Source organism: Pseudomonas sp. P1.31 (assembly GCF_001269815.1).
GTDB lineage: Bacteria > Pseudomonadota > Gammaproteobacteria > Pseudomonadales > Pseudomonadaceae > Aquipseudomonas > Aquipseudomonas rustica.
Map to the genome: position 1 here is coordinate 469,644 of NZ_LHVN01000007.1, position 24,552 is coordinate 494,195.

General features: G+C 59.1%; 21 protein-coding genes. 4 read left to right on the forward strand and 17 right to left on the reverse strand.

Annotation, left to right across the window (positions count from 1 at the left end; translation table 11 throughout):
- Positions 1-121 precede the first annotated feature (121 nt).
- From AD669_RS05370 to plsB, 4 genes are all read right to left on the reverse strand, one after another.
- Positions 122-811 (reverse strand): DUF4197 domain-containing protein, encoded by a 690-nt coding sequence (locus AD669_RS05370; protein WP_053117582.1) that lies wholly within the window; start codon positions 809-811, stop codon positions 122-124.
- Between the two features lie 40 nt (positions 812-851).
- Positions 852-1,250, reverse strand: a complete 399-nt coding sequence (locus AD669_RS05375; protein WP_053117584.1) for a YbaY family lipoprotein — start codon at positions 1,248-1,250, stop codon at positions 852-854.
- Between the two features lie 51 nt (positions 1,251-1,301).
- Positions 1,302-1,988: a hypothetical protein gene (locus tag AD669_RS05380; protein WP_053117586.1), complete on the reverse strand. Its 687-nt coding sequence runs from the start codon at positions 1,986-1,988 to the stop codon at positions 1,302-1,304.
- Between the two features lie 97 nt (positions 1,989-2,085).
- The gene (gene plsB / locus AD669_RS05385; protein WP_053117588.1) at positions 2,086-4,584 is read right to left on the reverse strand and encodes a glycerol-3-phosphate 1-O-acyltransferase PlsB; all 2,499 of its coding nucleotides are present in this window, start codon (positions 4,582-4,584) and stop codon (positions 2,086-2,088) included.
- A gap of 238 nt (positions 4,585-4,822) precedes the next feature.
- Here plsB and AD669_RS05390 point away from each other — a divergent pair, with 238 nt between their 5' ends.
- On the forward strand, positions 4,823-5,032 hold the full coding sequence (locus AD669_RS05390) for a cold-shock protein (protein ID WP_053117589.1): 210 nt from the start codon (positions 4,823-4,825) through the stop codon (positions 5,030-5,032).
- Between the two features lie 111 nt (positions 5,033-5,143).
- Here AD669_RS05390 and AD669_RS05395 read toward each other — a convergent pair whose 3' ends face one another.
- The 4 genes from AD669_RS05395 to AD669_RS05410 form a co-directional block, all read right to left on the reverse strand.
- The gene (locus tag AD669_RS05395) at positions 5,144-5,521 is read right to left on the reverse strand and encodes a hypothetical protein (RefSeq protein ID WP_053117591.1); all 378 of its coding nucleotides are present in this window, start codon (positions 5,519-5,521) and stop codon (positions 5,144-5,146) included.
- Positions 5,522-5,596: 75 nt separating this feature from the next.
- A complete protein-coding gene (locus tag AD669_RS05400; protein WP_053117593.1) occupies positions 5,597-6,406 on the reverse strand; it encodes a putative RNA methyltransferase in 810 nt (269 codons plus the stop codon).
- On the reverse strand, positions 6,406-7,557 hold the full coding sequence (gene dapE, locus AD669_RS05405) for a succinyl-diaminopimelate desuccinylase (protein WP_053117595.1): 1,152 nt from the start codon (positions 7,555-7,557) through the stop codon (positions 6,406-6,408). The genes AD669_RS05400 and dapE overlap by 1 nt, the downstream gene beginning before the upstream one ends.
- A gap of 238 nt (positions 7,558-7,795) precedes the next feature.
- Complete coding sequence (locus tag AD669_RS05410; RefSeq protein ID WP_053117597.1) at positions 7,796-10,387, reverse strand: glycosyltransferase; 2,592 nt, start codon at positions 10,385-10,387, stop codon at positions 7,796-7,798.
- Between the two features lie 232 nt (positions 10,388-10,619).
- Between AD669_RS05410 and tcdA the strand changes: the two genes are divergently transcribed.
- Both tcdA and AD669_RS05420 read left to right on the forward strand, forming a co-directional pair.
- Positions 10,620-11,432: a tRNA cyclic N6-threonylcarbamoyladenosine(37) synthase TcdA gene (gene tcdA / locus AD669_RS05415; protein ID WP_371262357.1), complete on the forward strand. Its 813-nt coding sequence runs from the start codon at positions 10,620-10,622 to the stop codon at positions 11,430-11,432.
- Positions 11,433-11,844: 412 nt separating this feature from the next.
- Entirely contained in the window at positions 11,845-12,840 is a 996-nt protein-coding gene (locus AD669_RS05420; protein WP_053116721.1) for an IS110 family transposase, read from the forward strand.
- 15 nt (positions 12,841-12,855) lie between these two features.
- Here the strand turns inward: AD669_RS05420 and AD669_RS05425 are convergent, their stop codons facing one another.
- The 4 genes from AD669_RS05425 to AD669_RS05440 all read right to left on the reverse strand — a co-directional run bounded on the left by AD669_RS05425 (position 12,856) and on the right by AD669_RS05440 (position 16,032).
- Positions 12,856-13,266 (reverse strand): SufE family protein, encoded by a 411-nt coding sequence (locus tag AD669_RS05425; protein WP_053117601.1) that lies wholly within the window; start codon positions 13,264-13,266, stop codon positions 12,856-12,858.
- The gene (locus AD669_RS05430; RefSeq protein ID WP_053117603.1) at positions 13,263-14,468 is read right to left on the reverse strand and encodes an aminotransferase class V-fold PLP-dependent enzyme; all 1,206 of its coding nucleotides are present in this window, start codon (positions 14,466-14,468) and stop codon (positions 13,263-13,265) included. The genes AD669_RS05425 and AD669_RS05430 overlap by 4 nt, the downstream gene beginning before the upstream one ends.
- Positions 14,469-14,601: 133 nt before the next feature.
- Positions 14,602-15,636 carry a 2,3,4,5-tetrahydropyridine-2,6-dicarboxylate N-succinyltransferase gene (dapD, locus tag AD669_RS05435; protein ID WP_053117606.1) on the reverse strand — a complete coding sequence of 345 codons (1,035 nt, stop codon included), beginning with the start codon at positions 15,634-15,636 and terminating at the stop codon, positions 14,602-14,604.
- Between the two features lie 33 nt (positions 15,637-15,669).
- Entirely contained in the window at positions 15,670-16,032 is a 363-nt protein-coding gene (locus AD669_RS05440) for an ArsC family reductase (protein WP_016985102.1), read from the reverse strand.
- Positions 16,033-16,311: 279 nt separating this feature from the next.
- On the opposite strand from AD669_RS05440, the gene AD669_RS05445 reads away from it, so the two are divergent.
- Complete coding sequence (locus AD669_RS05445; protein WP_053117608.1) at positions 16,312-17,943, forward strand: Na+/H+ antiporter; 1,632 nt, start codon at positions 16,312-16,314, stop codon at positions 17,941-17,943.
- A gap of 12 nt (positions 17,944-17,955) precedes the next feature.
- Here the strand turns inward: AD669_RS05445 and AD669_RS05450 are convergent, their stop codons facing one another.
- From AD669_RS05450 to map, 5 genes are all read right to left on the reverse strand, one after another.
- Complete coding sequence (locus tag AD669_RS05450) at positions 17,956-18,597, reverse strand: hypothetical protein (RefSeq protein WP_053117610.1); 642 nt, start codon at positions 18,595-18,597, stop codon at positions 17,956-17,958.
- Positions 18,598-18,692: 95 nt separating this feature from the next.
- Positions 18,693-19,421: a M12 family metallopeptidase gene (locus tag AD669_RS05455; protein ID WP_053117612.1), complete on the reverse strand. Its 729-nt coding sequence runs from the start codon at positions 19,419-19,421 to the stop codon at positions 18,693-18,695.
- A gap of 167 nt (positions 19,422-19,588) precedes the next feature.
- Positions 19,589-20,788, reverse strand: coding sequence for a succinyldiaminopimelate transaminase (dapC, locus tag AD669_RS05460; protein WP_053117614.1), 1,200 nt, complete (start codon positions 20,786-20,788; stop codon positions 19,589-19,591).
- A 181-nt stretch (positions 20,789-20,969) separates the two neighbouring features.
- On the reverse strand, positions 20,970-23,672 hold the full coding sequence (locus AD669_RS05465; protein ID WP_053117617.1) for a [protein-PII] uridylyltransferase: 2,703 nt from the start codon (positions 23,670-23,672) through the stop codon (positions 20,970-20,972).
- A gap of 41 nt (positions 23,673-23,713) precedes the next feature.
- The gene (gene map, locus AD669_RS05470) at positions 23,714-24,496 is read right to left on the reverse strand and encodes a type I methionyl aminopeptidase (RefSeq protein WP_016985097.1); all 783 of its coding nucleotides are present in this window, start codon (positions 24,494-24,496) and stop codon (positions 23,714-23,716) included.
- Between the last annotated feature and the right edge of the window lie 56 nt (positions 24,497-24,552).

Genomic DNA, 24,552 nt, shown 5'->3' on the forward strand with positions numbered 1-24,552 from the left:
CATGCAGCCTGACAGAAAACCCTGTAGGAGCTGCCGAAGGCTGCGATCTTTTGATCTTCAATGCTCGACAGCAAAGACAAGATCAAAAGATCGCAGCCTGCGGCAGCTCCTACACGTGACGTTACAGCGTGCCGAAGACTTTTTTCGCCAGACTCGTCGCCGCTGCGGCCGGGTTCTGGCGGATGGTTTCTTCTTGTTTGCCGATCATTTCGAACAAGCCGTTCAGTGCTTGTTCGGTGACGTAGTTTTCGACATTCGCGCTTTTCGCATCGACCACACCGAACGCTGCAGCCTGGCCGGCGAACGAGTTGTACTTCTGCGCCACGCCGACTTTGTCGGTCGCCTGTTTGACGATCGGCAGGAACTTGGCGCGGATTTGTTCGCGGCTGGATTTGTCGAGGTATTGCGTGGCTGAATCCTGGCCGCCGCTGAGGATGCCTTTGGCGTCAGCGACGCTCATTTTTTTCACGGCGTCGACGAGGATTGGCTGGGCCTGGGTCACGGCACTTTCCGCCGCTTTGTTCATCGCGGTTTCGAGTTCTTCAACCTGGGCGCCCATGCCGAAGGCTTTCATTTTGCTCGCGGCTTTGCCGAGTTTGCCCGGCAGTTCGATTTTCACCTCGGGGTTGTTGCTGAAGCCGCCCGGGGTGCCCAGTTGTTTGACGGCGATTTGCGCGCCTTGGGTCAGGGCATCCTTGAGGCCGCCGGTGGCGTCTTGTTGCGACAGGTCGCTGAGTGACAGGGCCAGAGCGTTGGCGCTGATCATCAGGCCGGCGCACAGGCCGGCGAAGCGAAGGGTAGGGCGGAGCATGGCGGCTTCCTTGTTGCGGAAATGGGTGGCGGAGAATGAATTAACGAATCGCGTCGACGCGGATTTTCAGCGGCTGCGGGTCGTTGCCGTCGAGTTGCACGGCGTGGTTTTCGGTGGTGATGAACATCAGCTCGCCGTTGACTTCGATACGCGCGCTGACCGAATAACGGTGGCCGGGTTTGACCTGCGCCGGATCGTAGCTCAAGTGGAAGGGCAATGGCACCTGGCCTTTGATCGGGCCTTTCTGCTCGTCGAGCACGACCGCCGGGGCGTCGGCGAGGGAAACGTCTTGCAGGCTCACGCTCAGGGTCGCGCTCGGTGGCAGGGCGATGCGTTGCAGGTAGAACACTTCGCCATCGAGGCTGGCCTTGCCGGCGGGGGTGGTCGATTGGCAGGCGCTCAACAGCGTGGCGGCGGCGAGAAGGGTGAGTTTTTTCATCGGAACCTCTAATACTTTTGCGCCGGAAGAATCCCGGCGCCGAAGAGAAATCTAGCGGATTTTGCCATCAACGTCAGTGAACAAACGTAATGGTTTTTCCAGCCACTGCGAGATCCACTGCGATAGCCGCGAACTCAACGTAGGCGAAACCGGCGCAAGTTCGACATGCCACGGCGTGACTGTAATGGATTGGTGATAGCGGTTTTCCACACCGCTTAACGCATAGCGCTTGCCGGGTATGACGCTGTCTGGATCGTATTGCAGATAAAACGAAGCGGCGGTTTGTTCATCTTGAGTGACGCGGGTAAGTTGGGTAATCGGGTCATCAGCATCGTGCAGACTGATCGTCACTGCTTCATGTTCAGCAACGACACTGGGCTCCTGAGCTTCCACGTACAGAAAGCCGATCGGACTTAGATGCAGCGTCTGCCGGTGCGGGGCTGTGTTGACGATAACGAAGTAGTCCAGCGCCACCAGCAATGGCTGTTGGTCATGGAACATCTGAACGTTGATCTGATACTTCACGCCGACATCGCTGTACTGATGCGGAAATGAGAACTTCCAGTCGACATCAAAGACTGACGAGTGCCGCCAGTCTTTAATGTTGATCGGCGAAGTGGAGTTAACCACTTTGACGCTGACCACCGTTTCATTCTCACCGCCCACGGGGGCGCGGAAGTTGGCGGGTAAACGGAAGTCGACGGTGACGATGGGAGTTTGTTCGTGCAGCAGGCTCATCTCGATATCCTTATCGCGATTTTTAAAGTGAGCCTATTTATCCACGAATCAATTAACGGGAGAACCCGGCGGGCTCTCCGTTAGTTATCGGCAAGTTTCAGCCTTCGGCGGTTACCGCGCTTTCAGCCGCATCTTCACTGCGATGCAGCGCAACCTGGCGGATCGACAAACGAATGTCCGCTGGCAGTACGCGCTTGGCCGCACCTTCGGCCAATTCACCGAGCAGTTCATGGTAGCTGAGCTTGCCGGCCTCATCGCGACGCAGCACGTCGAGGTCGAGCAAGGTCTGGATGAAGTGACGGAACAGGCTCTTGTCGAAAAACTCCGGGGCGTTGAGGCCGTGGAGGATCGACAGGCGCTGGGCCATGACGGTGCAGAGGTCTTCCAGTTCTTCGGCGCTGATGCTGTTCTGGCCGCTGTTGAGCAGCAAGGACACGGTCATGTAGAAACGCTGCAAGGTCTGCGCGATGCTTTTCGACAGCAATGTCAGTAACACAAAATGCCGCGAACTTGGCGCCGGACGCAGGTAGACGTCTTTCTCGAAACGCAGCAGACCTTGCTCGACGAATGCTTCCAGCCACTGATCGACCACGGCATCCAGTTCGTCCAGCGACCAGCGAATGAACAGTTCCGACTGCAAGTACGGATACAGCGCGCGGGTGTAGCGCAGGATCTGTTCGCGGCTCATGCGCGAGGCGCTCTGGAAGAAGCTCGCGAGCAACGCCGGCAGGGCGAAGATGTGCAACACGTTGTTGCGGTAGTAGGTCATCAGGACGGCGTTCTGCTCGTCGAGATAGAGAATCTTGCCCAGCGCATCGTTCTGCTCGGACAGCAGATCCATGTCCTTCACGTGCTCGATCAAGGCACGGCCATCGCCTTCCGGCAGCGTGGTGTGTGGCGAGTACGGGACTTTGCGCAGCAGCGCCAGATACAGATCCAGCACGCGAGCCATGGCGCGATCATCCAGCGCCAGGCGCGTGGTCGACAGCAGCGCCAGTGCCACCAGGTTGACCGGGTTGATCGCCGCCGCTTCGTTCAGATGCTGCGCGACTTTCTCGCCGAGGCGATTAGTGGTCTCGTTGAGCCACGCCGGTTTGAACTGTGGGCCGAGTTCCTGTTGGCGCCAGTCCGGTTGCTCGGCATCGAGGAATTCCGCCAGTTTGATCGGCTCGCCGAAGTTGACGGCGACCTGACCGAAGCGCTGCTTGAGCGCACCGATGACTTTGAAGATGTCGAAGATCGATTCTTTCTTCTTGCTCGCGCCACGCAGTTCGCCGAGGTAGGTACGCCCCTCCAGCACGCGCTCGTAACCGATGTACACCGGCACAAACACGATCGGCATCCGCGACGAACGTAGGAAGCTGCGCATCGTAATGGCGAGCATGCCGGTTTTCGGTTGCAGCATGCGTCCGGTGCGCGAGCGGCCGCCTTCGACGAAGTACTCGACCGGGAAACCTTTGGTGAACAGCGTGTGCAGGTATTCGTTGAACACCGAGGTGTACAGCGGATTGCCCTTGAACGTGCGGCGCATGAAGAACGCGCCGCCACGCCGCAGCAGGCTGCCGATTACCGGCATGTTCAAGTTGATCCCGGCAGCGATGTGCGGCGGGGTCAGGCCGTTGCGGAACAGTAAGTACGAGAGCAGCAGATAGTCGATGTGGCTGCGATGGCACGGCACGTAGATCACTTCGTGACCCTGCGCGACCTTCTGCACGCCTTCGATGTGGTTGACCTTGATGCCGTCGTAAATCTTGTTCCAGAACCAGCTCAGCACCACTTCGAGGAAACGGATCGCGGTGTAGGTGTAGTCCGAGGCGATCTCGTTGCCGTAGCGCAGGGCCTGGGCCTTGGCTTTTTCCGGGGAGATGTTTTCGCGCTCGGCTTCGTCGAGGATCGCTTGCTTGACCAGCGGCTGATTGAGCAGGCCTTTGACCAGGTTGCGACGGTGGGAAATGTCCGGGCCGATCACCGCTGCTTTCAGATTGCGGAAATGCACGCGCAGGATTCGCTGGGCCATGCGTACGGTGCGTTCATGGCCCTTGTTGTGATCGATCAGCTCGCGCAGGTGGATCGGGGCGGAGAATTGCACGCGGGTTTTACGCCCGAGGACGATGATGCTCAGCAAGCGACGCAGACGCCCGGTGACTGCCCAGCTGTCGGCGAACAACAGTTTCCACGGACTGTTTTCGCTGTCCGGCGACTGGCCCCAGAACACGCTGACCGGAATGATCTGCGCATCTTCAGCAGCGTTCTGGGTGAGGGCGCTGACGAGGCGAGTCAGGGTCGGCGGTGCGCCACGTTTGTCCTGACGACCGAGCCAGTCTGGATCCGGCGTCAGGTAGAAAAACGCCGCTGGTTCAATCAGCGAGCCCACCGACACCGGCAGCACCGGACGCGGCAGGCCGGCCTTGGTGCACTCGGTGTCGAGCACGGCCAGATCGGTCAGCGAAGGGTTTTGCAGGACGTAGAACACCGGACGACTGCGGTCGAGGTTGAGGGTGAACGACGACTGGTTGATGGTCTCCGAGCGAACCCAGAGATACAACAGTCGGCGCAGGGTGCCAAACACAAGACGGCGGAACGGGGAACGGGTCATACGGCTTCTGCGTGAGTGAATAAAACCGAGCGTTTGCTCGGGCGGTCGATAGTGTGCCGTATTGGACGAAAATCGGCAAAAAAGCGGCGAAGTAATCTCCTGTTGAGACTTTTCGCACCTGTCATATACTCGGCGGTCTGTCGCCGGGGCCCTTTTATGGACGTCGGATGCAGGCTGACGTTCCTCAAAGGCTTTCCTGCGAAAAGCCTGTTCAATAATAAAAAAGGAGTATGAACAGATGGCAACACGTGAAACCGGCAACGTGAAGTGGTTCAACGACGCCAAAGGCTACGGCTTTATTCAGCGCGAAGACGGGGTCGACGTATTCGTGCACTACCGCGCGATTCGCGGCGAAGGGCACCGGTCGCTGGCTGAAGGTCAGCAGGTTGAGTACGCGGTGATTACTGGCGAGAAGGGTTTGCAAGCGGAAGACGTTGTAGGCCTGTAATGATCGTTCCCACGCTCTGCGTGGGAATGCCTCAACGGACGCTCTGCGTCCGCATTGGGACGCAGAGCGTCCCGGGTTGCATTCCCACGCAGAGCGTGGGAACGATCAGTGTCAGGCGGTTTTCCAGGTGATTTCTTCTTCACCGTCTGCGCTGATGCGCATCCAGCGATCCGCCGTCTCTTCACCTTCTTCCTCGACCCACGTGCCCGGCGCGCAACGCACTTCCACGTTCAGAGCAGCAAACGCGGCACGGGCGCAGGCGATGTCGTCGTCCCACGGCGTCTGGTCGCTTTCCAGGTACAGGCTGTTCCACTTGCCCACGGCTTTCGGCAGCCAGGTCACCGGCACGTTGCCGGCCTTGCACTTGTAGGTCTGGCCTTTCTGAACCCAGTCGGTGCACGGGCCCAGCGCGGCGCCCAGCCAGGCGGAAATGGCCTTGTGGTCGACGTCGGCGTCTTTCAGGTAAATCTCGATATCCGGTTGGCGCATGGATGTCCTCACTGCGGTCTGAAAAATCCACTCGCGGATTTAGCCGGCCCCGGGCACTCGCCCGAGACCAAAAGTTTATTGAAGAACGAAATAATCGTAGCGCATCGACACGGTGGTCTCGAACGGCTCGGCCTGTTCGATCACCGCCGCGCGACGCTCGGCACTGGCGCGCCAGCCGTGGGGTGTCATCGCCAACAGGTTGGCGCGATCCTCGGGCTTGTCCAGCGTCAGCTTGAATTCCAGGGTTTCGCTGTGCGCCAGCGCCATGCCTTCCGGCACCAAGGCCAGATGCTTGTCGTCGGTGTACTCGCGCACTTCGTCGTACAGACGCTCGCGCAGTTCCATCAGATGGCCGCTGGTCGGGCCGACTTTCATCAGACCGCCGCCAACACTGAGTAGGCGCTTGGCTTCTTCCCAGTCCAAAGGGCTGAAAACACTGGCGAGAAACTGGCAACTGCCCGACGCCAACGGCACACGGGCCATGCTGGCGATCAACCAGCTAATCGCCGGGTTGCGTTTGCAAGCGCGTTTGACCGCTTCACGGGAGATATCCAGCGCGTAGCCATCCGCGCTCGGCAAGGCCTCGGCGATTTGCGCGGTGTAATAACCCTCGCCACAACCGATGTCGACCCAGCGCCCCGGCGCATAACTCGCCGCCAGCTCGGCAAGACGCTTGGCAACCGGCGCGTAATGGCCGGCGTTCAAAAAATCGCGGCGCGCCTCGACCATGGCCTGGTTGTCGCCAGGATCACGGCTGTTTTTGTGCTGCACCGGCAGCAGGTTCAGATAACCCTGGCGCGCACGGTCGAAGCGGTGGCCGGCGGGGCAGACCACGCCGTTATCCACCGCATTCAGCGGCTCACTGCAGATAGGGCAAGCAAGCATCAGGCGAGCAACTTGATCATGGTTTGGTAGTAGATCTCGGTCAGTACGTCGAGATCCGCCGCCAGCACGCGTTCGTTGACCTGGTGGATGGTCGCGTTGACCGGGCCCAGTTCAACAACCTGTGTGCCCATGGTCGCGATGAAACGGCCATCGGAGGTACCGCCGCTGGTCGACGCTTTGGTCTCGCGACCGGTGATGTCCTTGATGCTCGCCGACACCGCGTCGAGCAGCGCGCCCGGTTCAGTAAGGAACGGCAGACCGGACAGCGCCCAATCGATGTGCCAGTCCAGATCGTGCTTGTCGAGGATGTCAGCCACGCGTTTCTGCAGGCCTTCGACGGTCGATTCGGTGGAGAAACGGAAGTTGAATACCGCCACCAGATCGCCCGGAATCACGTTGGTCGCGCCGGTGCCGGAGTTGACGTTGGATATCTGGAAACTGGTCGGCGGGAAGAAATCGTTGCCATGATCCCAATGCTCGGCGGCCAGTTCGGCCAGTGCCGGAGCGGCGAGGTGGATCGGGTTTTTCGCCAGATGCGGGTAAGCGACGTGACCCTGAATGCCTTTGACGGTGAGCTTGGCACCGAGCGAGCCGCGACGGCCGTTTTTCACCACGTCGCCCACCAGCGTGGTGCTCGACGGTTCGCCGACGATGCACCAGTCCAGACGCTCGTTACGCGCGGCCAAACGCTCGACCACAGCCTTGGTGCCGTGGTGCGCCGGGCCTTCTTCGTCGCTGGTGATCAGGAACGCGACCTTGCCCTTGTGGTTCGGGTAATCGGCAACGAAGCGCTCAGCGGCAACGGTCATCGATGCCAGGCTGCCTTTCATGTCCGCCGCGCCACGCCCGCAAAGCATGCCGTGTTCATCGATCAGCGCGTTGAACGGGTCGATCTGCCACGCGGTAACCGGGCCGGTCGGCACCACGTCGGTGTGGCCGGCGAAACACAGCACCGGGCCGTCGTTGGTGCCGTGGGTCGCCCAGAAGTTATCCACATCTTCGATGCGCATCGGCTCGAGGCTGAAACCGGCATCGCCCAGGCGCTGCATCATCTGCTTCTGGCAATCGGCGTCGACCGGCGTCACGGACGGACGGCGGATCAGGTCGATGGCGAGTTGGAGGGTCGGCGAAAGGTCGGCGTGGGCCGTCATGGAAAACTCCGGGATCATGAATTTGAGCGAGGGCCGATGTGGGAGCGAGCTTGCTCGCGAAAGCGGTGTATCAGGCAACATAAGGGTTGAATGTTACAAAGCCTTCGCGAGCAAGCTCGCTCCCACAGGGATTGGGTTCGGTCAGTTACACCGCATATCACGCCAAGCCCCGCAAAATGGCGGTTATCTTAAAGCAAAACGGCGACCATTGGCCGCCGTTTAGTGCATCGATGAGGATTTAGACGACTGGCGCCGGTTCAGGCGCAGCCGCAGGTTTTGGCAGCGACGACAGGAACGCCATGATCAGCGCCGCCAGATACGGCAGCGACTGCACCAGCAACATCACCACCCAGAACCGCATGTCGTTGCTCGGGATGCCGTTGACCAGATAGATCCCCAGCGCCGCGCCCCACAACAGCAGCATGATGAACAGCTCTTCCCGCGCTTCGGAAATCGCCACCCAGAAACCATGGTTGTCGGCGTTTTTCGGCGTACGGAAGAACGGAATGCTGGTGGTGAAGAAGCCGTACAGCACCGCTTTGGCAATGGTGTGCGACAACGCCAGCCCGGCCAGCGCCGCGCAGAAGGCATCTTTCAGGTTCACGCCGACGGCGCGACGGTAGAGGAAGATGATCTTGCCGACCTTGAACACGAACAACGCCAACGGCGGGATTGCGAAGATCAGCAGCGGCGGATCGACCCGCTGCGGCACGATGATCATCGCCGCCGACCACAACAACGCGCCGACGGTGAAGAAGATGTTCATGCCGTCCGCGACCCACGGCAACCAGCCCGCGAGGAAGTGGTAACGCTGGCCGCGTGTCAGTTCGGTGTCCTTGCCGCGCAGCAGGCTGCGGGTGTGGCGCTTGATGATCTGAATCGCACCGTAAGCCCAGCGGAAGCGCTGTTTTTTGAAGTCGATAAACGTATCCGGCATCAGACCCTTGCCGTAGCTGTCGTGGTAATACGCCGCCGACAGGCCTTTTTCGAACACGCGCAGACCGAGTTCGGCGTCTTCACAGATGCACCAGTCAGCCCAACCCAATTCTTCCAGAACCGAACGACGGGTCATGGTCATGGTGCCGTGCTGAATGATCGCGTCACGGTCGTTACGGGTGACCATGCCGATGTGGAAGAAGCCTTTGTATTCCGCGTAGCAAAGCTTTTTGAAGGTGCTTTCGTTCTGGTCGCGATAATCCTGCGGCGACTGCACCACGGCGATTTTCGGGTCGGCGAAGTGCGGCACCATGTGTTTCAGCCATTTCGGGTGCACGCAGTAATCGGAGTCGATCACGGCGATGACTTCGGCGTCTTTTGCGGTGTGCGGAATCAGGTAGTTCAGCGCGCCGCCCTTGAAGCCGGCCAGGGGCGAAACGTGGAAGAACTTGAAGCGCGGGCCGAGGGTTGCGCAGTAGTCACGCACCGGTTCCCACACCGCCGGATCCTTGGTGTTGTTGTCGATGATCAGGACTTCATAGTCCGGATAATCCAGCGCGGCGAGGGCGTCGAGGGTCTGTTTGACCATCTCCGGCGGCTCGTTGTAGCAAGGCACATGAATCGAGACTTTCGGGCGGTAGTTGGAGTCGCCCTCGACCGGCAGGAATTCGCGCCGGCGTTTGTGAATCCAAACCGCTTCGGCCAGTTCATGCGCCTCGGTAAGCAGCACGATAAACACCCCTAGCGCACCGAGCGCCAACAGGAAGCCGACCGTCAAACTGAACCACGTGCTGTATTGCAGGCTGTAGTCGTAACCGATCCACACCAGCACCGAACCGCAAAGGAAGGCGATAAAGGTCAGGAAGATCCGCCCACGCTGACGCAGGGCCGAACCGTCGATCATCAGCAAAGTCAGCGACAACAGCGCCAGCACCACCGAGCCGATCGCCAGTACGCGCCACTGCGGGATCGCGACCACCGGGCCTTCGAAGTTGAATTTCTGCTGACGCGCGGCGTTGAACACGCCCCAGTACGCGCCGACCGAACCTTCGTCGCTGGCCTTCCACGGCTGGTCAAACGCTTCGATCACGAAGTAGTTGAAGCCTTGGCGGTTAAGCTTGTTGACCAAGGTACGCAGGTAAATCGCTTGATCCGCCGGCGATGCATCGGCGCCACCGCGCATGCGACCGTTGCTCGGCCAGCCAACCTCGGAGAGCAGCAGCGGTTTCTTCGGGAAGAGTTTTTTCAGGTCGCGGGCACGGTCGAAAACGAACTGGCCAGCCTTGTCGACCGGAATGAATTCCCAGTACGGCAGAACGTGCGCAGCGATCAGATCCACGTGCTTGGCCAGCTCCGGGTGTTCTTCCCAGACGTGCCATTGCTCGGAGGTGGTCACCGGCACTTTCACCGCCGCGCGCACACGATCGAGCAACACGCTCAGCTCTTGCGCAGTGATTTCCTTACGGAAGATCGCTTCGTTCCCGACCACCACGCGAACCACGCTGCGCGAAGTGTTGGCCAGTTCGATGGCGCGCTGGATTTCCCGTTCGTTGCGTTCCTGATCGGGGCTGATCCAGATCCCCAGCGTCACGCGCAGGCCGAACTCTTCAGCCAGTTTCGGGATGTCTTGCAGCGAACCGTCGACCGAGTAGATGCGGATGTTGTCCGTCAGCTTGCTCATGATCTCCAGGTCGCGGCGCATTTCTTCGTCAGACGGATACTGATCCTTCTGCGGATATTGTCCCTGCTGGAACGGCGAATAGGAGAAACCGGAGATCTGCTCCGGCCAGTTCGGCGCGGAAACCGGGCGATTGATCAGCGCCCAGAAACCGGTGAACAGGGCAGCGATTGCCAGAACCACCACCAGGTTGAGTCCAAATTTACGCGATGACATAGCTATTTCGGGTTCCAAAGGCTGTGGAACGAAGGAGTCGGTTGGCGTTGCGCCTTTCTTATTGCAAAAGGGCGCGCATCCTACACCGGCAGTCCGCCAGTCGTACATCTGACAGGGAAATGCCCGACATTGGGCAGCCGACTTTGACTTAAGTTCTTACACTTGTAGCTGGAAGCTTAAAACTTGTCGCTGTGTAGCCCTATAATGCGCGCCGGTTTTTGGGGTAATGGTCATGAGTACAGAAGATCCGCGGTTTGCAGGCATCGCCCGTTTGTATGGCATCGAAGGTCTGGCGCGTTTGCGCGCGGCCCACGTGGCGATCGTCGGCGTCGGTGGCGTCGGTTCCTGGGCGGCGGAAGCCATGGCCCGTTGTGGCGTCGGCGAGATTTCGCTGTTCGACCTCGATGACGTCTGCGTCAGCAACGCCAATCGCCAGCTGCACGCGCTGGACAGCACCGTCGGCAAACCCAAGGTCGAAGTGATGGCCGAGCGTCTGCGCGGAATCAACCCGGATTGCACCGTGCACGCGGTGGCCGACTTCGTCACCCGCGAGACCATGGCTGAATACATCACGCCGAACATCGACTGCGTGATCGACTGCATCGACGCGGTCAACGCCAAAGCTGCGCTGATTGCCTGGTGCAAGCGTCGCAAGATTCAGATCATCACCACCGGCGGCGCGGGCGGGCAGATTGATCCGACGCTGATTCAGGTGTGCGATCTCAACCGTACGTTCAACGACCCGTTGGCCTCGAAAGTGCGTTCCACGTTGCGTCGTGATTATGGCTTTTCGCGCACCGTGACCCGGCATTACAGCGTGCCGTGTGTGTTTTCCACCGAGCAACTGCGTTATCCGAAGCCGGATGGCAGCATTTGTTTGCAAAAGAGTTTTGTCGGTGACGGCGTGAAGCTGGACTGCGCGGGTGGGTTTGGTGCGGTGATGATGGTGACGGCGACGTTTGGGATGGTCGCGGCGACCAAGGCTGTGGACAAGATTGTCGCGGGTGTTCGGCGCCCGGCGGAGCGGGTCAAACCTCAGGTTTGATGCTGGGGCTTATGGCCTCATCGCGAGCAGGCTCACTCCTACAATTGGAATGCATTCCCCTGTAGGAGCTGTCGAGTGAAACGAGGCTGCGATCTTTTGATCCTGTTTTCAAGATCAAAAGATCGCAGCCTGCGGCAGCTCCTTGTATGTTGCCCTCACACCAGTCAATTGAGATCTAGGCTCACTGGTGCGGACATACGAAGATGTTTTTCTGGGGGAGACCGATCGCTCCTAAAGGCAGGACTTGCTCCTGACCTTGTCTGTAGAGAGGTCCCCCCGCCTCATTGCCCACCACGAAGAGTATCGAGAAGCCGACGAGTCGGACTTCGCATTACAAGGTTGCAGTGGCATGAAGTTCGAGGTCAGGGGAACCAGGAAGCATTTTTAACCCAGTTCACTCGGAGTTGAAAGCATGAGCATGCATGTCGGTTTGGATGTGGGGTCTCGCACGACCGCCATGGGTTGGCGTAACGACGGTCGTTTTGCAGGCGCCTGCAACATCGACCAAACACCCGCAGGGCGTAAGGCGGCGGTCAACAAGTTGCTCGAACTCAAGCCTTTATCCGTGGTGATGGAAGCCACCGGCATCTATTACCTGGATTTGGCCATGGAGCTCGCTGCGGCGGGTTTGCCCGTTTCGGTTATCAATCCGAAGAGCTTTCATAACTTCGCCAAGCTGATGCTGAAAAACAGCAAAACCGATGCAATCGATGCCCAATTGCTAGCTGAATACGGCGAGCGCATGAGCCCAAGATTGTGGACTCCACCTACAGCCATACAGCTGGAGTTGCGGGCTATCGGAAGGCATATCAATCGTCTGACATGTCATCGCACCCGAGCCAAGAACGAGCTGCATGCGCTGAAGGCTACTCAAACAACCCTGACGATGTTGATTGAAGACGAAGAAGAAGCCATTGAGGCCTTCGACAAGCGAATCGAGCGTTTCAGGCTCGCAGGCCGGGCACTGATCGACAATTGCCCGACGTTAAGCGCCCAGTTCGGGCACATGATCGCAGCGCCGGGGATGGGCGAAATTTCAGTATTTGCGGCACTGGCTGAATTGACGACTTTGCCGGTGACGCTTAAATCCGCGCAGGTCAGCCGACATGCAGGACTCGATGTGCGGCTTACGCAATCAGGTACCAGCATCGATAAACCTGGACGGATAAGTAAGGGCGGAAACGCCTACCTACGCTCAGCGATGTACATGCCAGCGCTGACCGCCATTCGTTGCGACAGCAACGTGAAAGCCTATTACGAAGCGCTGATCGGGCGAGGAAAGAGAAAGATGCAGGCCATCGTCGCCGTGATGCGCAAATACCTGACCGGCCTGTGGGCTTGCATGCAAGCCGGAGAAGATTTCGATACGGCCAAGCTTTTTAGCGCAAAAGACCTCGCAAAAGCTTGACCGTAAACAGAGTATCTACAGGGTGGAGGCCAGATCATTCATCCGCTGGAGCACTGCATTGAGGCCATTGCTGCGCGAGGGCGATAGCTGACGCGAAAGGCCGAGCTGATTGAACCAGTCTGGTAGATCAATTTGCTGCAACTCTGCCGCTGACAGTCCGTTCACTCGCAACAGCAACAACGCCACCAACCCACGAATCATCCGCGCATCGCTGCTGGCGCTGAACTGCCAGTAACCGTCACGCAATTCCCCAACCAGCCACACCTGACTCTCACAGCCATGCACCCGATTGACTTCGCATTTGTCGGCGTCACTTAGCGGTGGCAACCGATCACCAAACTGCATCAACAACCGCGCCCGCTGTTCCCAGCCAGCCGCATTCTGAAAAGTCTGCAACGCCTCGGCAGCCTCGACCGGCAAGCTCATCGCAACATCTCCAGCGCCTGATCCAGCGCTTCAAAGAACCGTTCCAGATCCTCGGAATCGTTGTACAACGCCAGCGACACGCGAATCGCCCCGGCCAGCTCGAAGCTTTTCAGCAGCGGCATCGCGCAATGATGCCCGGCGCGCACGGCAATACCTTGTTCGGTCAGCAAGTGCGCCAGATCAGCGTTATGCACACCTTCAACGACAAAACTCGCCAGCGCCAATTGCGGCTTGCCCAACAAACGAATGCCATTACGAGCAGCGAGGCCACGCAGCAGATAGTCATGCAGCGCCGCTTCATGCACCGACACTGCGTCCTGATCCAGACCCGCCAGATAATCCAGCGTCGCACCAAGGCCGATCACGCTGGCAATCGGCGGTGTGCCCGCTTCAAAACCCAGCGGAGCAGGGCGGAAGCGCGCGTCGTGGTAGTTGGCTTCCAGCACCATTTCGCCGCCAAACTGCCAAGGCTTCAACTGCTCAAGCGCTGCATTGCGTCCGAACAGAACGCCCAAACCATCCGGCCCATACAGCTTGTGGCTGGAAAACACGTAGAAGTCGCAACCCAGCGCCTGTACGTCATGCCGACCATGCACTACGCCTTGCGCGCCATCGACCACGGTCAACGCGTTCTGCGCCTTGGCCATGCCCAGCAGCGCCGACAATGGCTGCCATGCGCCGAGCACGTTGGACAACTGACTGACCGCCAGCAAGCGTGTACGCGGGCCAATCAAATGCACGGCAGCCGCGAGGTCAATCAAACCGTCAGCATCCAGCGGCAGAATCACCAGTTTCAGATTGCGCCGTTGCGCCAGTTGCTGCCACGGCAGCAGATTGGCGTGATGCTCCAGGGCGCTGATGACTATTTCATCGCCCGGGTGGAAAAGATGTTCCAGGCCGTAAGCCAGGAGATTCAGCGCGCTGGTGGCGCCGTGGGTAAAGATGATCTGCCCGCTGTCTCCGGCATTCAGCCACTGTGCAACCTTGAGCCGACTGTCCTCGAACGCCTGCGTCGCGTGAGCGCCGGGCAGGTGTTGCGCACGGTGCACATTGGCCGCGCCATTGGCGTAGTAATGCGTCAGCGCGTCGAGCAGGGCCTGGGGTTTTTGCGTGGTGGCGGCGTTGTCCAGATAGGTCTGGTCTTGCCGTTGCAGCGCGGCGATGGCCGGGAAATCGGCACGCCAGGGGGAGGGAATCATCATCTGTTCAGCCCTGTGAACTTGGGCGGATATACACCGCCCCCTGTAGGAGCCGAGCTTGCTCGCGAAGCTTTTGGCGGCCTCAAGGACGCCTTCGCGAGCAAGCTTTGCTCCTACAGAAGTCGGATGAGGCTGCTTAGTTGTGAGCGTGCAGCGCTTCGTTCAGTTCGATCGCCGATTTGTGGGTTTTGCATTCCACAGCACCGGTTTCCGAATTGCGACGGAACAGCAGGTCAGCCTGACCGGCCAGCTCGCGCGCCTTCACAACTTTAACCAGGTTGTTGTTTTCGTCGAGCAGCGCCACCTTGGTGCCGGCGGTCACGTACAGGCCCGACTCAACAGTGTTGCGGTCGCCCAATGGAATACCGATACCGGCGTTGGCGCCGATCAGGCAGCCTTCGCCAACCTTGATCACGATGTTGCCGCCGCCCGACAGAGTGCCCATGGTCGAGCAACCGCCGCCCAGATCGGAGCCCTTGCCGACGAATACGCCAGCGGAAACGCGGCCTTCGATCATGCCCGGGCCTTCGGTGCCGGCGTTGAAGTTGATGAAACCTTCGTGCATCACGGTGGTGCCTTCGCCGACGTAAGCGCCCAGACGCAGACGCGCCGCGTCAGCGATACGCACACCGGCCGGTACCACGTAGTCGGTCATTTTCGGGAACTTGTCCACCGAGAACACTTCCAGCAGCTCGCCACGCAGACGGGCTTCCAGTTGCATTTCGGTCAGTTCGCTCAGGTCGATCGCGCCCTGGCTGGTCCAGGCAACGTTCGGCAGCAGCGGGAAGATGCCGGCCAGGCTCACGCCGTGCGGCTTGACCAGACGGTGAGACAGCAGATGCAGCTTCAGATAAGCCTCAGGCGTCGAGGTCAGCTGTGCATCTTCGGCCAGCAGAGTGGCGACCAGCGGCTTGTGGCTTTCGGCCAGACGGGTCAGCAGCTTGCCTTGAACGGCGTCGATGCCTTTCACGGCTTCAGCCAGTTGCGCAGCCTGAGCGGTGGTGAAGGTGATGGCCTGGTTGCCTTCGGTGTAACCGAGGATCGGCGCAACAGCGGCAACCAGTTCGGCCGATGGGTTGAGCAGTGGCTGTGCGTAGAACACTTCCAGCCACGCACCTTGACGGTTCTGAGTGCCGACACCAAAGGCGATGCTGAACAGGGAATTGGACATGTAAATACACCTCTACAAAGAGTGACGGGCTGCTTACTTCAGAGCGGCCGCGTAGATATCTGGCTTGAAGCCAATCAGGGTTCGGTCACCGAGATCGAGCACCGGGCGCTTGATCATCGAGGGTTGAGCGAGCATCAGTTCGATGGCTTTCGATTGGTCGAGATCGGCTTTGCGTTCGTCGTCGAGTTTGCGAAAGGTCGTGCCTGCGCGGTTCAACACCGTTTGCCAGCCGTGCTCGTCACACCATTGGGTCAGGTGCTCACGGTCGATGCCGGCGCTTTTGTAATCGTGAAAGTCGTAGCTGACAGCGTGCTCATCAAGCCAGGTGCGCGCCTTTTTCATGGTGTCGCAGGCTTTGATGCCGAAAAGGTGCAACGTTTTACTTGAAACGGTCAAGGAATTGCCCCCTTTACAGGTGCTGGAGAAAAATGGTGACGGATTATGCCATGACCCTTCGGCGAATACGCAAAACCCTGTAGGAGCTGTCGAGTGAAACGAGGCTGCGATCTTTTGATTGTGTCTTTAAAGATCAAAAGATCGCAGCGTGCCGCAGCTCCTACACATTGTTGTGCGGACATCATTTGGGGCGTGTGCGACATAGGTGCAAACGCCAGACGCATCCTAAGCGGCTAATATGGCAGTTCAACGCTGTCGATTGTCTGAGATTTCCGCTTTATGCAAACCGCTTACACCGTCCTGATCCTGCTGATGCTGGTCAGCGTTTCGCGTCTGGTCGGACGGGTCATCCCGCTGCCGCTTCCTTTAGTGCAAATCGCCGCCGGTGCCTTGCTCGCTTGGCCGACGCTGGGTTTGCACGTGGCCCTCGATCCCGAACTGTTCCTGTTTCTGTTCCTGCCGCCGCTGCTGTTTTCCGATGGCTGGCGCATGCCCAAACGCGAATTCTGGCATCTGCGCGGGCCGATTCTGACGCTGGCGGTGGGCCTCGTGCTGTTCACCGTGGTCGGCGCCGGTTACTTCATTCACTGGTTATTGCCGACGATTCCGTTGCCCGTGGCTTTCGCCTTGGCGGCCGTGTTGTCGCCGACCGACGCCGTGGCCGTCTCCGCTATTTCGCAGAACCGCTTGCCGACCCCGCTGATGCACATCCTGCAGGGCGAGGCGCTGATGAACGATGCCTCTGGCCTGGTGACGTTCAAGTTCGCCTTGGCCGCAGCCATCACCGGCGTGTTCTCGCTGACCAATGCCAGCCTGACCTTTGTCGTGGTGGCGCTCGGTGGTCTGGCCGTCGGCGTGGCGCTGAGCTGGCTGGTCGGGCGCCTGCGCTCGTGGATGATCGCGCGCGGCTGGGATGATCCAGCGACGCATGTTGTATTTATGTTGCTGCTGCCGTTCGCCGCGTATGTCTTGGCTGAACGCCTCGGCGTGTCGGGCATTCTGTCGGCAGTGGCGGCGGGGATGATGCAGAGCTGGCTCGACCTGCTGCCTCGGCAGACCAGCACCCGTTTGCTCAACCGCAGTGTCTGGTCGCTGCTGGAATTTGCTTTCAACGGCTTGATCTTCCTGCTGCTCGGCCTGCAATTGCCGGACATCATCAAAGCCGTGGTCAGCCACGAACCGACGTTGTGGCCGACCCTGCTGTATCGCGGCCTCGACGTCGTGGCGATTTTCCTCGCGTTGGTGCTGCTGCGATTTATCTGGGTGCAGAGCATCTGGCGTTTGTCGGTGTTGCTGCGGCGTTTGCGCGGCAAGGGTGAGTTGACTCAAGTGCCGACCGCGCGCTCCTGCTGGCTGCTGACCGTCGGCGGTGTGCGCGGCGCGGTGACGCTGGCGGGTGTGATGTCGGTGCCGATGCTGATGGGCGCGGAGGCATTTCCCGAGCGTGATCTGCTGATCTTCATCGCCGCCGGGGTGATTCTGCTCTCACTGATTTCGGCGTGTATCGCGCTGCCGCTGTTACTGCGCGGCATCGAAAAGAGCCCGGACGACAAGCGTCGCCAAGAAGTACGCGATGCCTGGCGCAAAACCGCCGAAGCAGCGATTCACTCTCTGGAAACTGAAGAGTTACCGCCGCAAGATGCTGCACAAGCAGCGCTGGCGGCAGAACTCAAGGCGCGGATCATGTCTGAATATCGTCATCAACTCGACGTGTTCAACGACTCCGCCGAAGCGCAGGCGATGGCGTTTCAGATGGATCTGCTGGAGCGGCGTTTGCGTTTGAAGGCGCTGCGAGCGCAGCGCCTGGAACTCTATAGTCTCAGCCGTCATCACCAGATTGGTGATGACGTATTACGTGAAGTGTTGGGAGAGCTCGATTTGAGCGAGGCAAATCTGGGACAGGTGAAATAACCAAGCCCGGGTTTACACCGGGCAGGGGTAAGCCTTCGCCATGAAGGCTTTATCTTTTTCGCTGAGCTCCAGATTAAGAAAGTTCTGAAAATCGCCTGTGGTCCAGGATTGGTAAATGACGTAGTGCATGATCGACTTGCGGTCGTAGTCCGAGCAAATGCTGTCTTCGGTGGCTCCCCGATCAAGATACTCACGGTGTAGCCATTGGCGCTTCCTGTTCGCCTCGTAGTTATCCTCATCAGGATTATCGGTAATGCCGTGTTTTTCGTAGATGGCGGGCACGTTCCATGGAATTGCGGCTGCCGGGTGGATCTGTTCGTGTTCCGCACCCAGCATATGGCCGAACTCATGCATCACATTCGCGGCGAAATAACGCGCGTGAATGGCCGGGTGAGGCCAGAGCTGCATCGTCGCTGTATGGGTATTGAGTAAGGCGTCAGTGCCAATATTGGACGAGAAAACGCCATCGTTGCTAAGTATGCGGATATCCCCCTCGACACCCTCAACGAAATCAAACTTCAAGTTGATGTGCGGCAACCAATTGCTGGCTGCCGCGATGGTCGCGTCTTTGAACTCTTGCGTGCCATTGAGGAAGGCGATACGAAGAGTGCGGCCGGGAGTCCACAGTTTCGATGGATTTTTTTTAGCCCACATCAGTAATGCACTCCACAAGACTTTGGCTGGGACAGGGCGGGGGCGTAAGTTGAATTGGATAACATAGTTTAACTTCCTTGTTTTTGCGAGATTGTTTATTGGGGATAGAGCAAGCTCATCATCTTGATGTCTTTCTTGCTGATCTCGCGATTGATCGGGTTCTCCCAGTCGCCTAAAGTCAAATCGTTAGATACCGGATGATGCATGATCGATTTACGGTCGTACTCGGTGTAAATAGCTTCGAGGGTGTTGAATGGCGTGAACAGGTTGAAGTCCACTTGCTCCGGGGTCAGCGGGCCCATGTCGCGGTTCTGGTAATAGTCGTACACTTTCGGTTTGTCCCAAGGGATGTCGGCCTGCGGGTGCTGGTGTTCGTGCATGGCGCCCAGAGCATGGCCAAACTCGTGGGTGACAATGGTTTCAAAGTCTTCATGATCCGGTTTGACGCCCAGGTTCATCGTTGGCCAATCCGGATGAATCAGCAGCGCGTCTGTGCCGAGCATGGAACTGTTGTAATTATTCTTTGTGGCGATGCGAATATCACCTTGCAGGTCATCGACAAACTCGAAACTCAGATTAACGTATGGAATCCAGCGAACAGCTGCCTCCATGATTTTGCGTTTGTGATCAGGATCGACGTCGTCGATGAAGGCGATGGTCAGCGTTCGACCATTGGCCCACAGTTTTGAATAGTTGATCAGCGAGCGTTTGCGTCGACCACCGCTGGCGGAAGTTGCGTTCGCCGGATTCTCTTCAATGGCCGCCTCATAAGCAGCGAGATCATCCGGCCACTGTAGGAGTTTGCAATCCTGGAGATCATTCATCTTTATCTTCTTCCCTGAAGTTGTACTTGATGTTGAATTTTATGCGATGAAATTCGCGAATCAAGAGTAAGTCGTGAGGGACGAAAGAGGGAGTGATCAGTTGTTTTGAAGTGTAACTTGCAAGCGCAAGTTACCGTGCCAGATTGCCTGGCACGGTATTCAGTTGTTTATTTCTGACGGGTAATAAACGCGCGAATACGTTCTGCCGCTTCAACGCACTCTGCCAGTGGCGCAACCAGCGCCATGCGCACGCGTCCGGCGCCGGGGTTAACGCCGTCGACATCGCGGGACAGATAAGAGCCTGGCACCACAGTGACATGCTCTTGTTCGAACAAATCACGGCAGAACGCCGCGTCATCACCGTTCACATTCGGCCACAAATAGAAGCTGCCATCGGGACGCTGCACGTCCATCACCGGGCTGAGGATTTCCAGTACTGCATCAAACTTCTCGCGGTACAGCGCACGGTTGGCGCGCACGTGTTCTTCGTCGTTCCACGCGGCAACGCTGGCCAGTTGCGTTTGTACCGGCATCGCGCAGCCGTGGTAGGTGCGATAGAGCAGGAAGCCCTTGAGGATGTCGGCATCGCCGGCAACGAAACCGGAACGCAGGCCCGGCAGATTGGAACGCTTGGACAGACTGTGGAACACCACGCAACGTTTGAAATCCTTGCGACCCAGTTCGACGCAAGCGGTGAGCAGGCCCGGCGGCGGGGTTTGCTCGTCGAAGTACAGTTCGCTGTAGCACTCGTCGGCGGCGATCACGAAATCGTATTCGTCGGCCAGGGCGATGAGTTTTTTCAGCACATCGACCGGGATCAGTGCGCCGGTCGGGTTGCCCGGCGAGCACAGAAACAGGATCTGGCAACGCTTCCAGATGTCCGGCGATACCGCGTCGAAATCCGGGTTGAAGCCGTTCTCGTCTAGGCACGGCAGATAGTGCGGCTTGGCCCCGGCGAGGAACGCGGCGCCTTCGTAGATTTGATAGAACGGGTTCGGGCTGACCACCAGCGCCTCGTCGCCGCGATTGACCACGGTCTGGGTGAAGGCGAACAGCGCTTCACGGGTACCGTTGACCGGCAGCACGTTGCGCGCCGGATCAATCCAGCCGCTCGACACGCCGAAACGACGCTCGCACCAGCCGGCAATGGCTTCGCGCAGGGCCGGGATGCCCAGGGTGGTCGGGTACACCGCCATCTGATCCAGACTGTTCGCCAGCGCTTCGGCGACAAAGCTTGGCGAGCGATGCTTCGGCTCGCCGATCGACAGGGCGATCGGACGCTTGTCCGGGTTCGGCGTGACGGTGCCGAGCAGGGCGCGGAGCTTTTCGAACGGGTAGGGCTGGAGCTGGTTCAGAGCGTTGTTCATTGGGGCCTCTTTAAGTGTGAAAGGGGAGCCATTGTGGCGAGGGGATTTATCCCCGTTCGGCTGCGAAGCAGTCGTAAAACCTGTGCGCGCGGACTTTCAGTCAAATCGCAGTGAATGGTTTTAGGGCCGCTACGCAGCCCAACGGGGATAAATCCCCTCGCCACAGGGGAAATTCATTGATTCAAATACTGATACGCGAAAGCTTGATATCCGGTTCCTGATTGACGCTCAACTGCTCAACAATCGCATCCTGCAAACGGCTGCACAGCAGCGGGTCGGACAGCGGCTGGTTGTGCGCGTCGGTGATAAAGAACACGTCTTCCACCCGCTCGCCCAAGGTCGCAATCTTGGCGTTCTGCAGCGACAGGTCGAACTCAAGGAAAATCCCGCCGATCCGCGCGAGCAGTCCCGGCCGATCCGGGGCGGTCAGTTCCAGCACGGTCACCGGGCGCTGGGCGTCGTTGTGGATCGTCACCTGCGGCGCGAAGGCGAAATGCTTGAGCTGGCGCGGCACCCGACGCTGAATGATCGTCGGGTAGTCGTCCGGGTTACGCAGCGCTTCGGTCAGGCCTTCGCGGATCTGTTTGACCCGCGTCGGGTTGTCGCCGATGGACTCGCCTTCGTTGTCGAGCACGATGTAGGTGTCGAGGGTGAACTGACTGCTCGAGGTGATAACCCGCGCGTCGTGAATGTTCAGGTTGAGCTGATCCATCGCCGCCACGGTCACTGCGAAGAAGTCGTGCTGATCCGGTGCATAAATGAAGATCTGTGTGCCGCCCTCGAACTCGCGCTGGGTGGTTTCCTTGATCAACACCAGCGGCCCGCCATCGACCGGTTGCTGCAGGATCGCATCGCTGTGCCAGGCCACGTCGCCAGCAGTGTGGCGTAGGAAATAGTCATCGCCCAACTGCGCCCACAACTGCTCGACGTCGTCCGGATCGGTGCCGCCGCGCACCAGAATGTCCAGTGCCGCGCTCTGGGTCTGGCGGATCTGCTCTTCGCGATCCACCGGGTTTTCCAGGCCACGACGCAGCGCGCGTTTGGTCTCGGTGTAGAGCTGACGCAACAGGCTCGCTCGCCATGAATTCCACAGTGTCGGGTTGGTCGCGTTGATGTCGGCCACGGTCAGCACGTACAGGTAGTCGAGGCGGGTTTCGTCGCCGACTGCCTGCGCGAAATCGTGGATCACCTGTGGGTCGGACAAGTCCTTGCGCTGCGCGGTGGTCGACATCACCAGATGGTTCTGCACCAGCCAGACAATCAGACGGCTGTCCCACACCGGCAACTGATGGCGCTGGCAGAACGCCTCGGCATCGACCGCGCCGATCTCCGAGTGGTCGCCATGCCGACCCTTGCCGATGTCGTGGTACAGACCGGCCATGTAGATCAGTTCGGGCTTGGGCAGTTTCGCCATGAGCTTGGCGGCCAGCGGGAATTTTTCCGACACCTGGGTGTACTGCAATTTGCGCAGGTGCTTGATCAGATTGAGCGTGTGCGCGTCGACCGTATAGATGTGGAACAGGTCGTGCTGCATCTGCCCGACGATAAAACCGAACTCCGGCAGATAACGCCCGAGAATGCCGTAGCGGTTCATCCGGCGCAGGTTGCGGTGGATGCCGATCTTGCACTTGAACAGCTCGATGAACAGGCTGGTGTTGCGAATGTCGTTGCGGAAATTGTCGTCGATCAGGTGACGGTGCTCACGCAGCAAGCGAATGGTATCGGCGCGCACGCCTTTGATTTCCGGCTGCTGGGCCATCAGCACGAAGATTTCCAGCATGGCGAATGGCGTGCGGCGGAACACGTTGTCGTTGCGCGCTTCGATGTAGCCGTCATGCAACTGGAAACGTGCGTTGATCGGCTGCGGCGGCGCTTCGTCTTCCGGCGCGAGGATGACTTCCTCGAAGTGCTGGATGATCAGGTCGCTGAGCTGGGCGATGCTCATCACTACGCGGAAATACTGTTGCATGAAGTTTTCGACCGCCTGTTTGGCGTCGTCACCTTCAAAACCCAACAGGCCGGCAATGGTGCGCTGGTGATCGAACAGCAAGCGGTCTTCGGAACGGCCAGCGAGCATGTGCAGGGCGTAACGCACTTTCCAGAGGAATTCCTGGGAGGAGGCGAGCAGGGCGTTTTCGCTCTCAACGAGGAAACCTTCGCCAGCGAGGGCGCGCAGGTTCAGCGTGCCGTATTGGCGACGCGCAACCCACAGAATGGTCTGAATATCCCGTAGTCCGCCGGGCGAGCCTTTGACGTTGGGTTCCAGGTTGTATTCGGTGTCGTTGTATTTGTGGTGGCGGGCCTTTTGCTCGGCGCGTTTGGCCAGGAAGAACTCCTTGGCCGGCCACATGTGTGCGGTGCTGGTGACGTCGAGCATGCGCTGACGCAAGCGCTCGGGGCCGCAAATGGTGCGGCTTTCCATCAGGTTGGTGACCACGGTCAGGTCGGCACGCGCCTCTTGGGCGCATTCGTCGACCGAGCGAACGCTCTGACCGACTTCCAGACCGATGTCCCACAGCAAAGTGAGAAAACGCTCGATGGAATCGCGGAAGACTTCGTGATCAGCGCTGTCCAGCAGGATCAGCAAATCAATGTCGGAATACGGGTGCAACTCTCCGCGGCCATAGCCGCCGACCGCGACCAGCGCGATGTCGGCGTCTTCGCTCCAGTTGAACTGCTCCCAGGCCTTTTGCAGGATGTTGTCGACAAACCAGGCACGGTCTTCGATCAGGCGGCGGATGTCGCGGCCATTGCGAAAACGCGTGTCGAGTACCTCGCGAGCCTGGCGGATCGCCTTCTTGAACGCCGCGATAGGACTCGCTTTGAGGGCCAGTTCAGCCTGGAACTGGCCGCGGTCGAAGAGTTCGGGATCCACCTGCGGCATTGATTGGCTTTCCTTCTATAAGGCTGGGAGCGTTTGCTGAATCAGGCCGAGATGCGCGGGATGGTGTCGTCGGCGCGCAGGGTGAAGATCTCGTAGCCGGTGTCGGTGACCAGCAGGGTGTGTTCCCACTGTGCCGAGAGCTTGCGGTCTTTGGTGATCGCGGTCCAACCGTCGCCCAATACTTTGGTGTCGGCCTTGCCCTGGTTGATCATCGGTTCGATGGTGAAGGTCATGCCGGCCTTCAGTTCCATGCCGGTGCCGGCCCGGCCGTAGTGCAGAATCTGCGGCTCTTCGTGGAACACCTTGCCGATGCCGTGGCCGCAGAACTCGCGAACGACGGAGAAACCGTTCTTTTCCGCGTGCTTCTGGATCACTTCACCGATGTCGCCGAGGCGGCAACCGGGTTTGACGATTTCGATCGCCTTGTACATGCATTCCTGAGTAATCTGCGACAGACGCTCGGCCCAGACCGGCACTTCGCCGACGTGGAACATGCGGCTGGTGTCGCCGTGGTAGCCGTCTTTGATCACGGTCACGTCGATGTTCAGGGTGTCGCCGTTTTTCAGCGGCTTGTCGTTCGGGATGCCGTGGCACACAACGTGGTTGATCGAGGTGCAGATCGACTTCGGGTAGCCCTTGTAGTTAAGCGGGGCAGGGATGGCTTGCTGCACGTTGACGATGTAATCGTGGCAGATCTGGTTCAGCTCATCGGTGGTGACGCCCGGTTTGACATGTTCGGCAATCATTTCCAGCACATCGGCGGCCAGTTTGCCGGCGACACGCATGCCAGCGATGTCCTCGGGGGTTTTGAGGTTGACGGTCATACAGGCTCTCTCTGCGCTCGGCGGCGCTTGCTGATACGAATAGGGTGGCAGGTGTG

What these genes read in the sequence shown, in the direction of transcription:
- dapD (WP_053117606.1), bottom strand. Translation starts at nt 15,636, where the DNA reads ATGTCCAATTCCCTGTTCAGCATCGCCTTTGGTGTCGGCACTCAGAAC.
- AD669_RS05420 (WP_053116721.1), top strand. Translation starts at nt 11,845, where the DNA reads ATGAGCATGCATGTCGGTTTGGATGTGGGGTCTCGCACGACCGCCATG.
- AD669_RS05370 (WP_053117582.1), bottom strand. Translation starts at nt 811, where the DNA reads ATGCTCCGCCCTACCCTTCGCTTCGCCGGCCTGTGCGCCGGCCTGATG.
- AD669_RS05410 (WP_053117597.1), bottom strand. Translation starts at nt 10,387, where the DNA reads ATGTCATCGCGTAAATTTGGACTCAACCTGGTGGTGGTTCTGGCAATC.
- dapC (WP_053117614.1), bottom strand. Translation starts at nt 20,788, where the DNA reads ATGAACAACGCTCTGAACCAGCTCCAGCCCTACCCGTTCGAAAAGCTC.
- AD669_RS05445 (WP_053117608.1), top strand. Translation starts at nt 16,312, where the DNA reads ATGCAAACCGCTTACACCGTCCTGATCCTGCTGATGCTGGTCAGCGTT.
- AD669_RS05400 (WP_053117593.1), bottom strand. Translation starts at nt 6,406, where the DNA reads ATGCTTGCTTGCCCTATCTGCAGTGAGCCGCTGAATGCGGTGGATAAC.
- plsB (WP_053117588.1), bottom strand. Translation starts at nt 4,584, where the DNA reads ATGACCCGTTCCCCGTTCCGCCGTCTTGTGTTTGGCACCCTGCGCCGA.
- AD669_RS05450 (WP_053117610.1), bottom strand. Translation starts at nt 18,597, where the DNA reads ATGTGGGCTAAAAAAAATCCATCGAAACTGTGGACTCCCGGCCGCACT.
- AD669_RS05425 (WP_053117601.1), bottom strand. Translation starts at nt 13,266, where the DNA reads ATGAGCTTGCCGGTCGAGGCTGCCGAGGCGTTGCAGACTTTTCAGAAT.
- dapE (WP_053117595.1), bottom strand. Translation starts at nt 7,557, where the DNA reads ATGACGGCCCACGCCGACCTTTCGCCGACCCTCCAACTCGCCATCGAC.
- tcdA (WP_371262357.1), top strand. Translation starts at nt 10,620, where the DNA reads ATGAGTACAGAAGATCCGCGGTTTGCAGGCATCGCCCGTTTGTATGGC.
- AD669_RS05380 (WP_053117586.1), bottom strand. Translation starts at nt 1,988, where the DNA reads ATGAGCCTGCTGCACGAACAAACTCCCATCGTCACCGTCGACTTCCGT.
- AD669_RS05455 (WP_053117612.1), bottom strand. Translation starts at nt 19,421, where the DNA reads ATGAATGATCTCCAGGATTGCAAACTCCTACAGTGGCCGGATGATCTC.
- map (WP_016985097.1), bottom strand. Translation starts at nt 24,496, where the DNA reads ATGACCGTCAACCTCAAAACCCCCGAGGACATCGCTGGCATGCGTGTC.
- AD669_RS05465 (WP_053117617.1), bottom strand. Translation starts at nt 23,672, where the DNA reads ATGCCGCAGGTGGATCCCGAACTCTTCGACCGCGGCCAGTTCCAGGCT.
- AD669_RS05430 (WP_053117603.1), bottom strand. Translation starts at nt 14,468, where the DNA reads ATGATGATTCCCTCCCCCTGGCGTGCCGATTTCCCGGCCATCGCCGCG.
- AD669_RS05390 (WP_053117589.1), top strand. Translation starts at nt 4,823, where the DNA reads ATGGCAACACGTGAAACCGGCAACGTGAAGTGGTTCAACGACGCCAAA.
- AD669_RS05375 (WP_053117584.1), bottom strand. Translation starts at nt 1,250, where the DNA reads ATGAAAAAACTCACCCTTCTCGCCGCCGCCACGCTGTTGAGCGCCTGC.
- AD669_RS05395 (WP_053117591.1), bottom strand. Translation starts at nt 5,521, where the DNA reads ATGCGCCAACCGGATATCGAGATTTACCTGAAAGACGCCGACGTCGAC.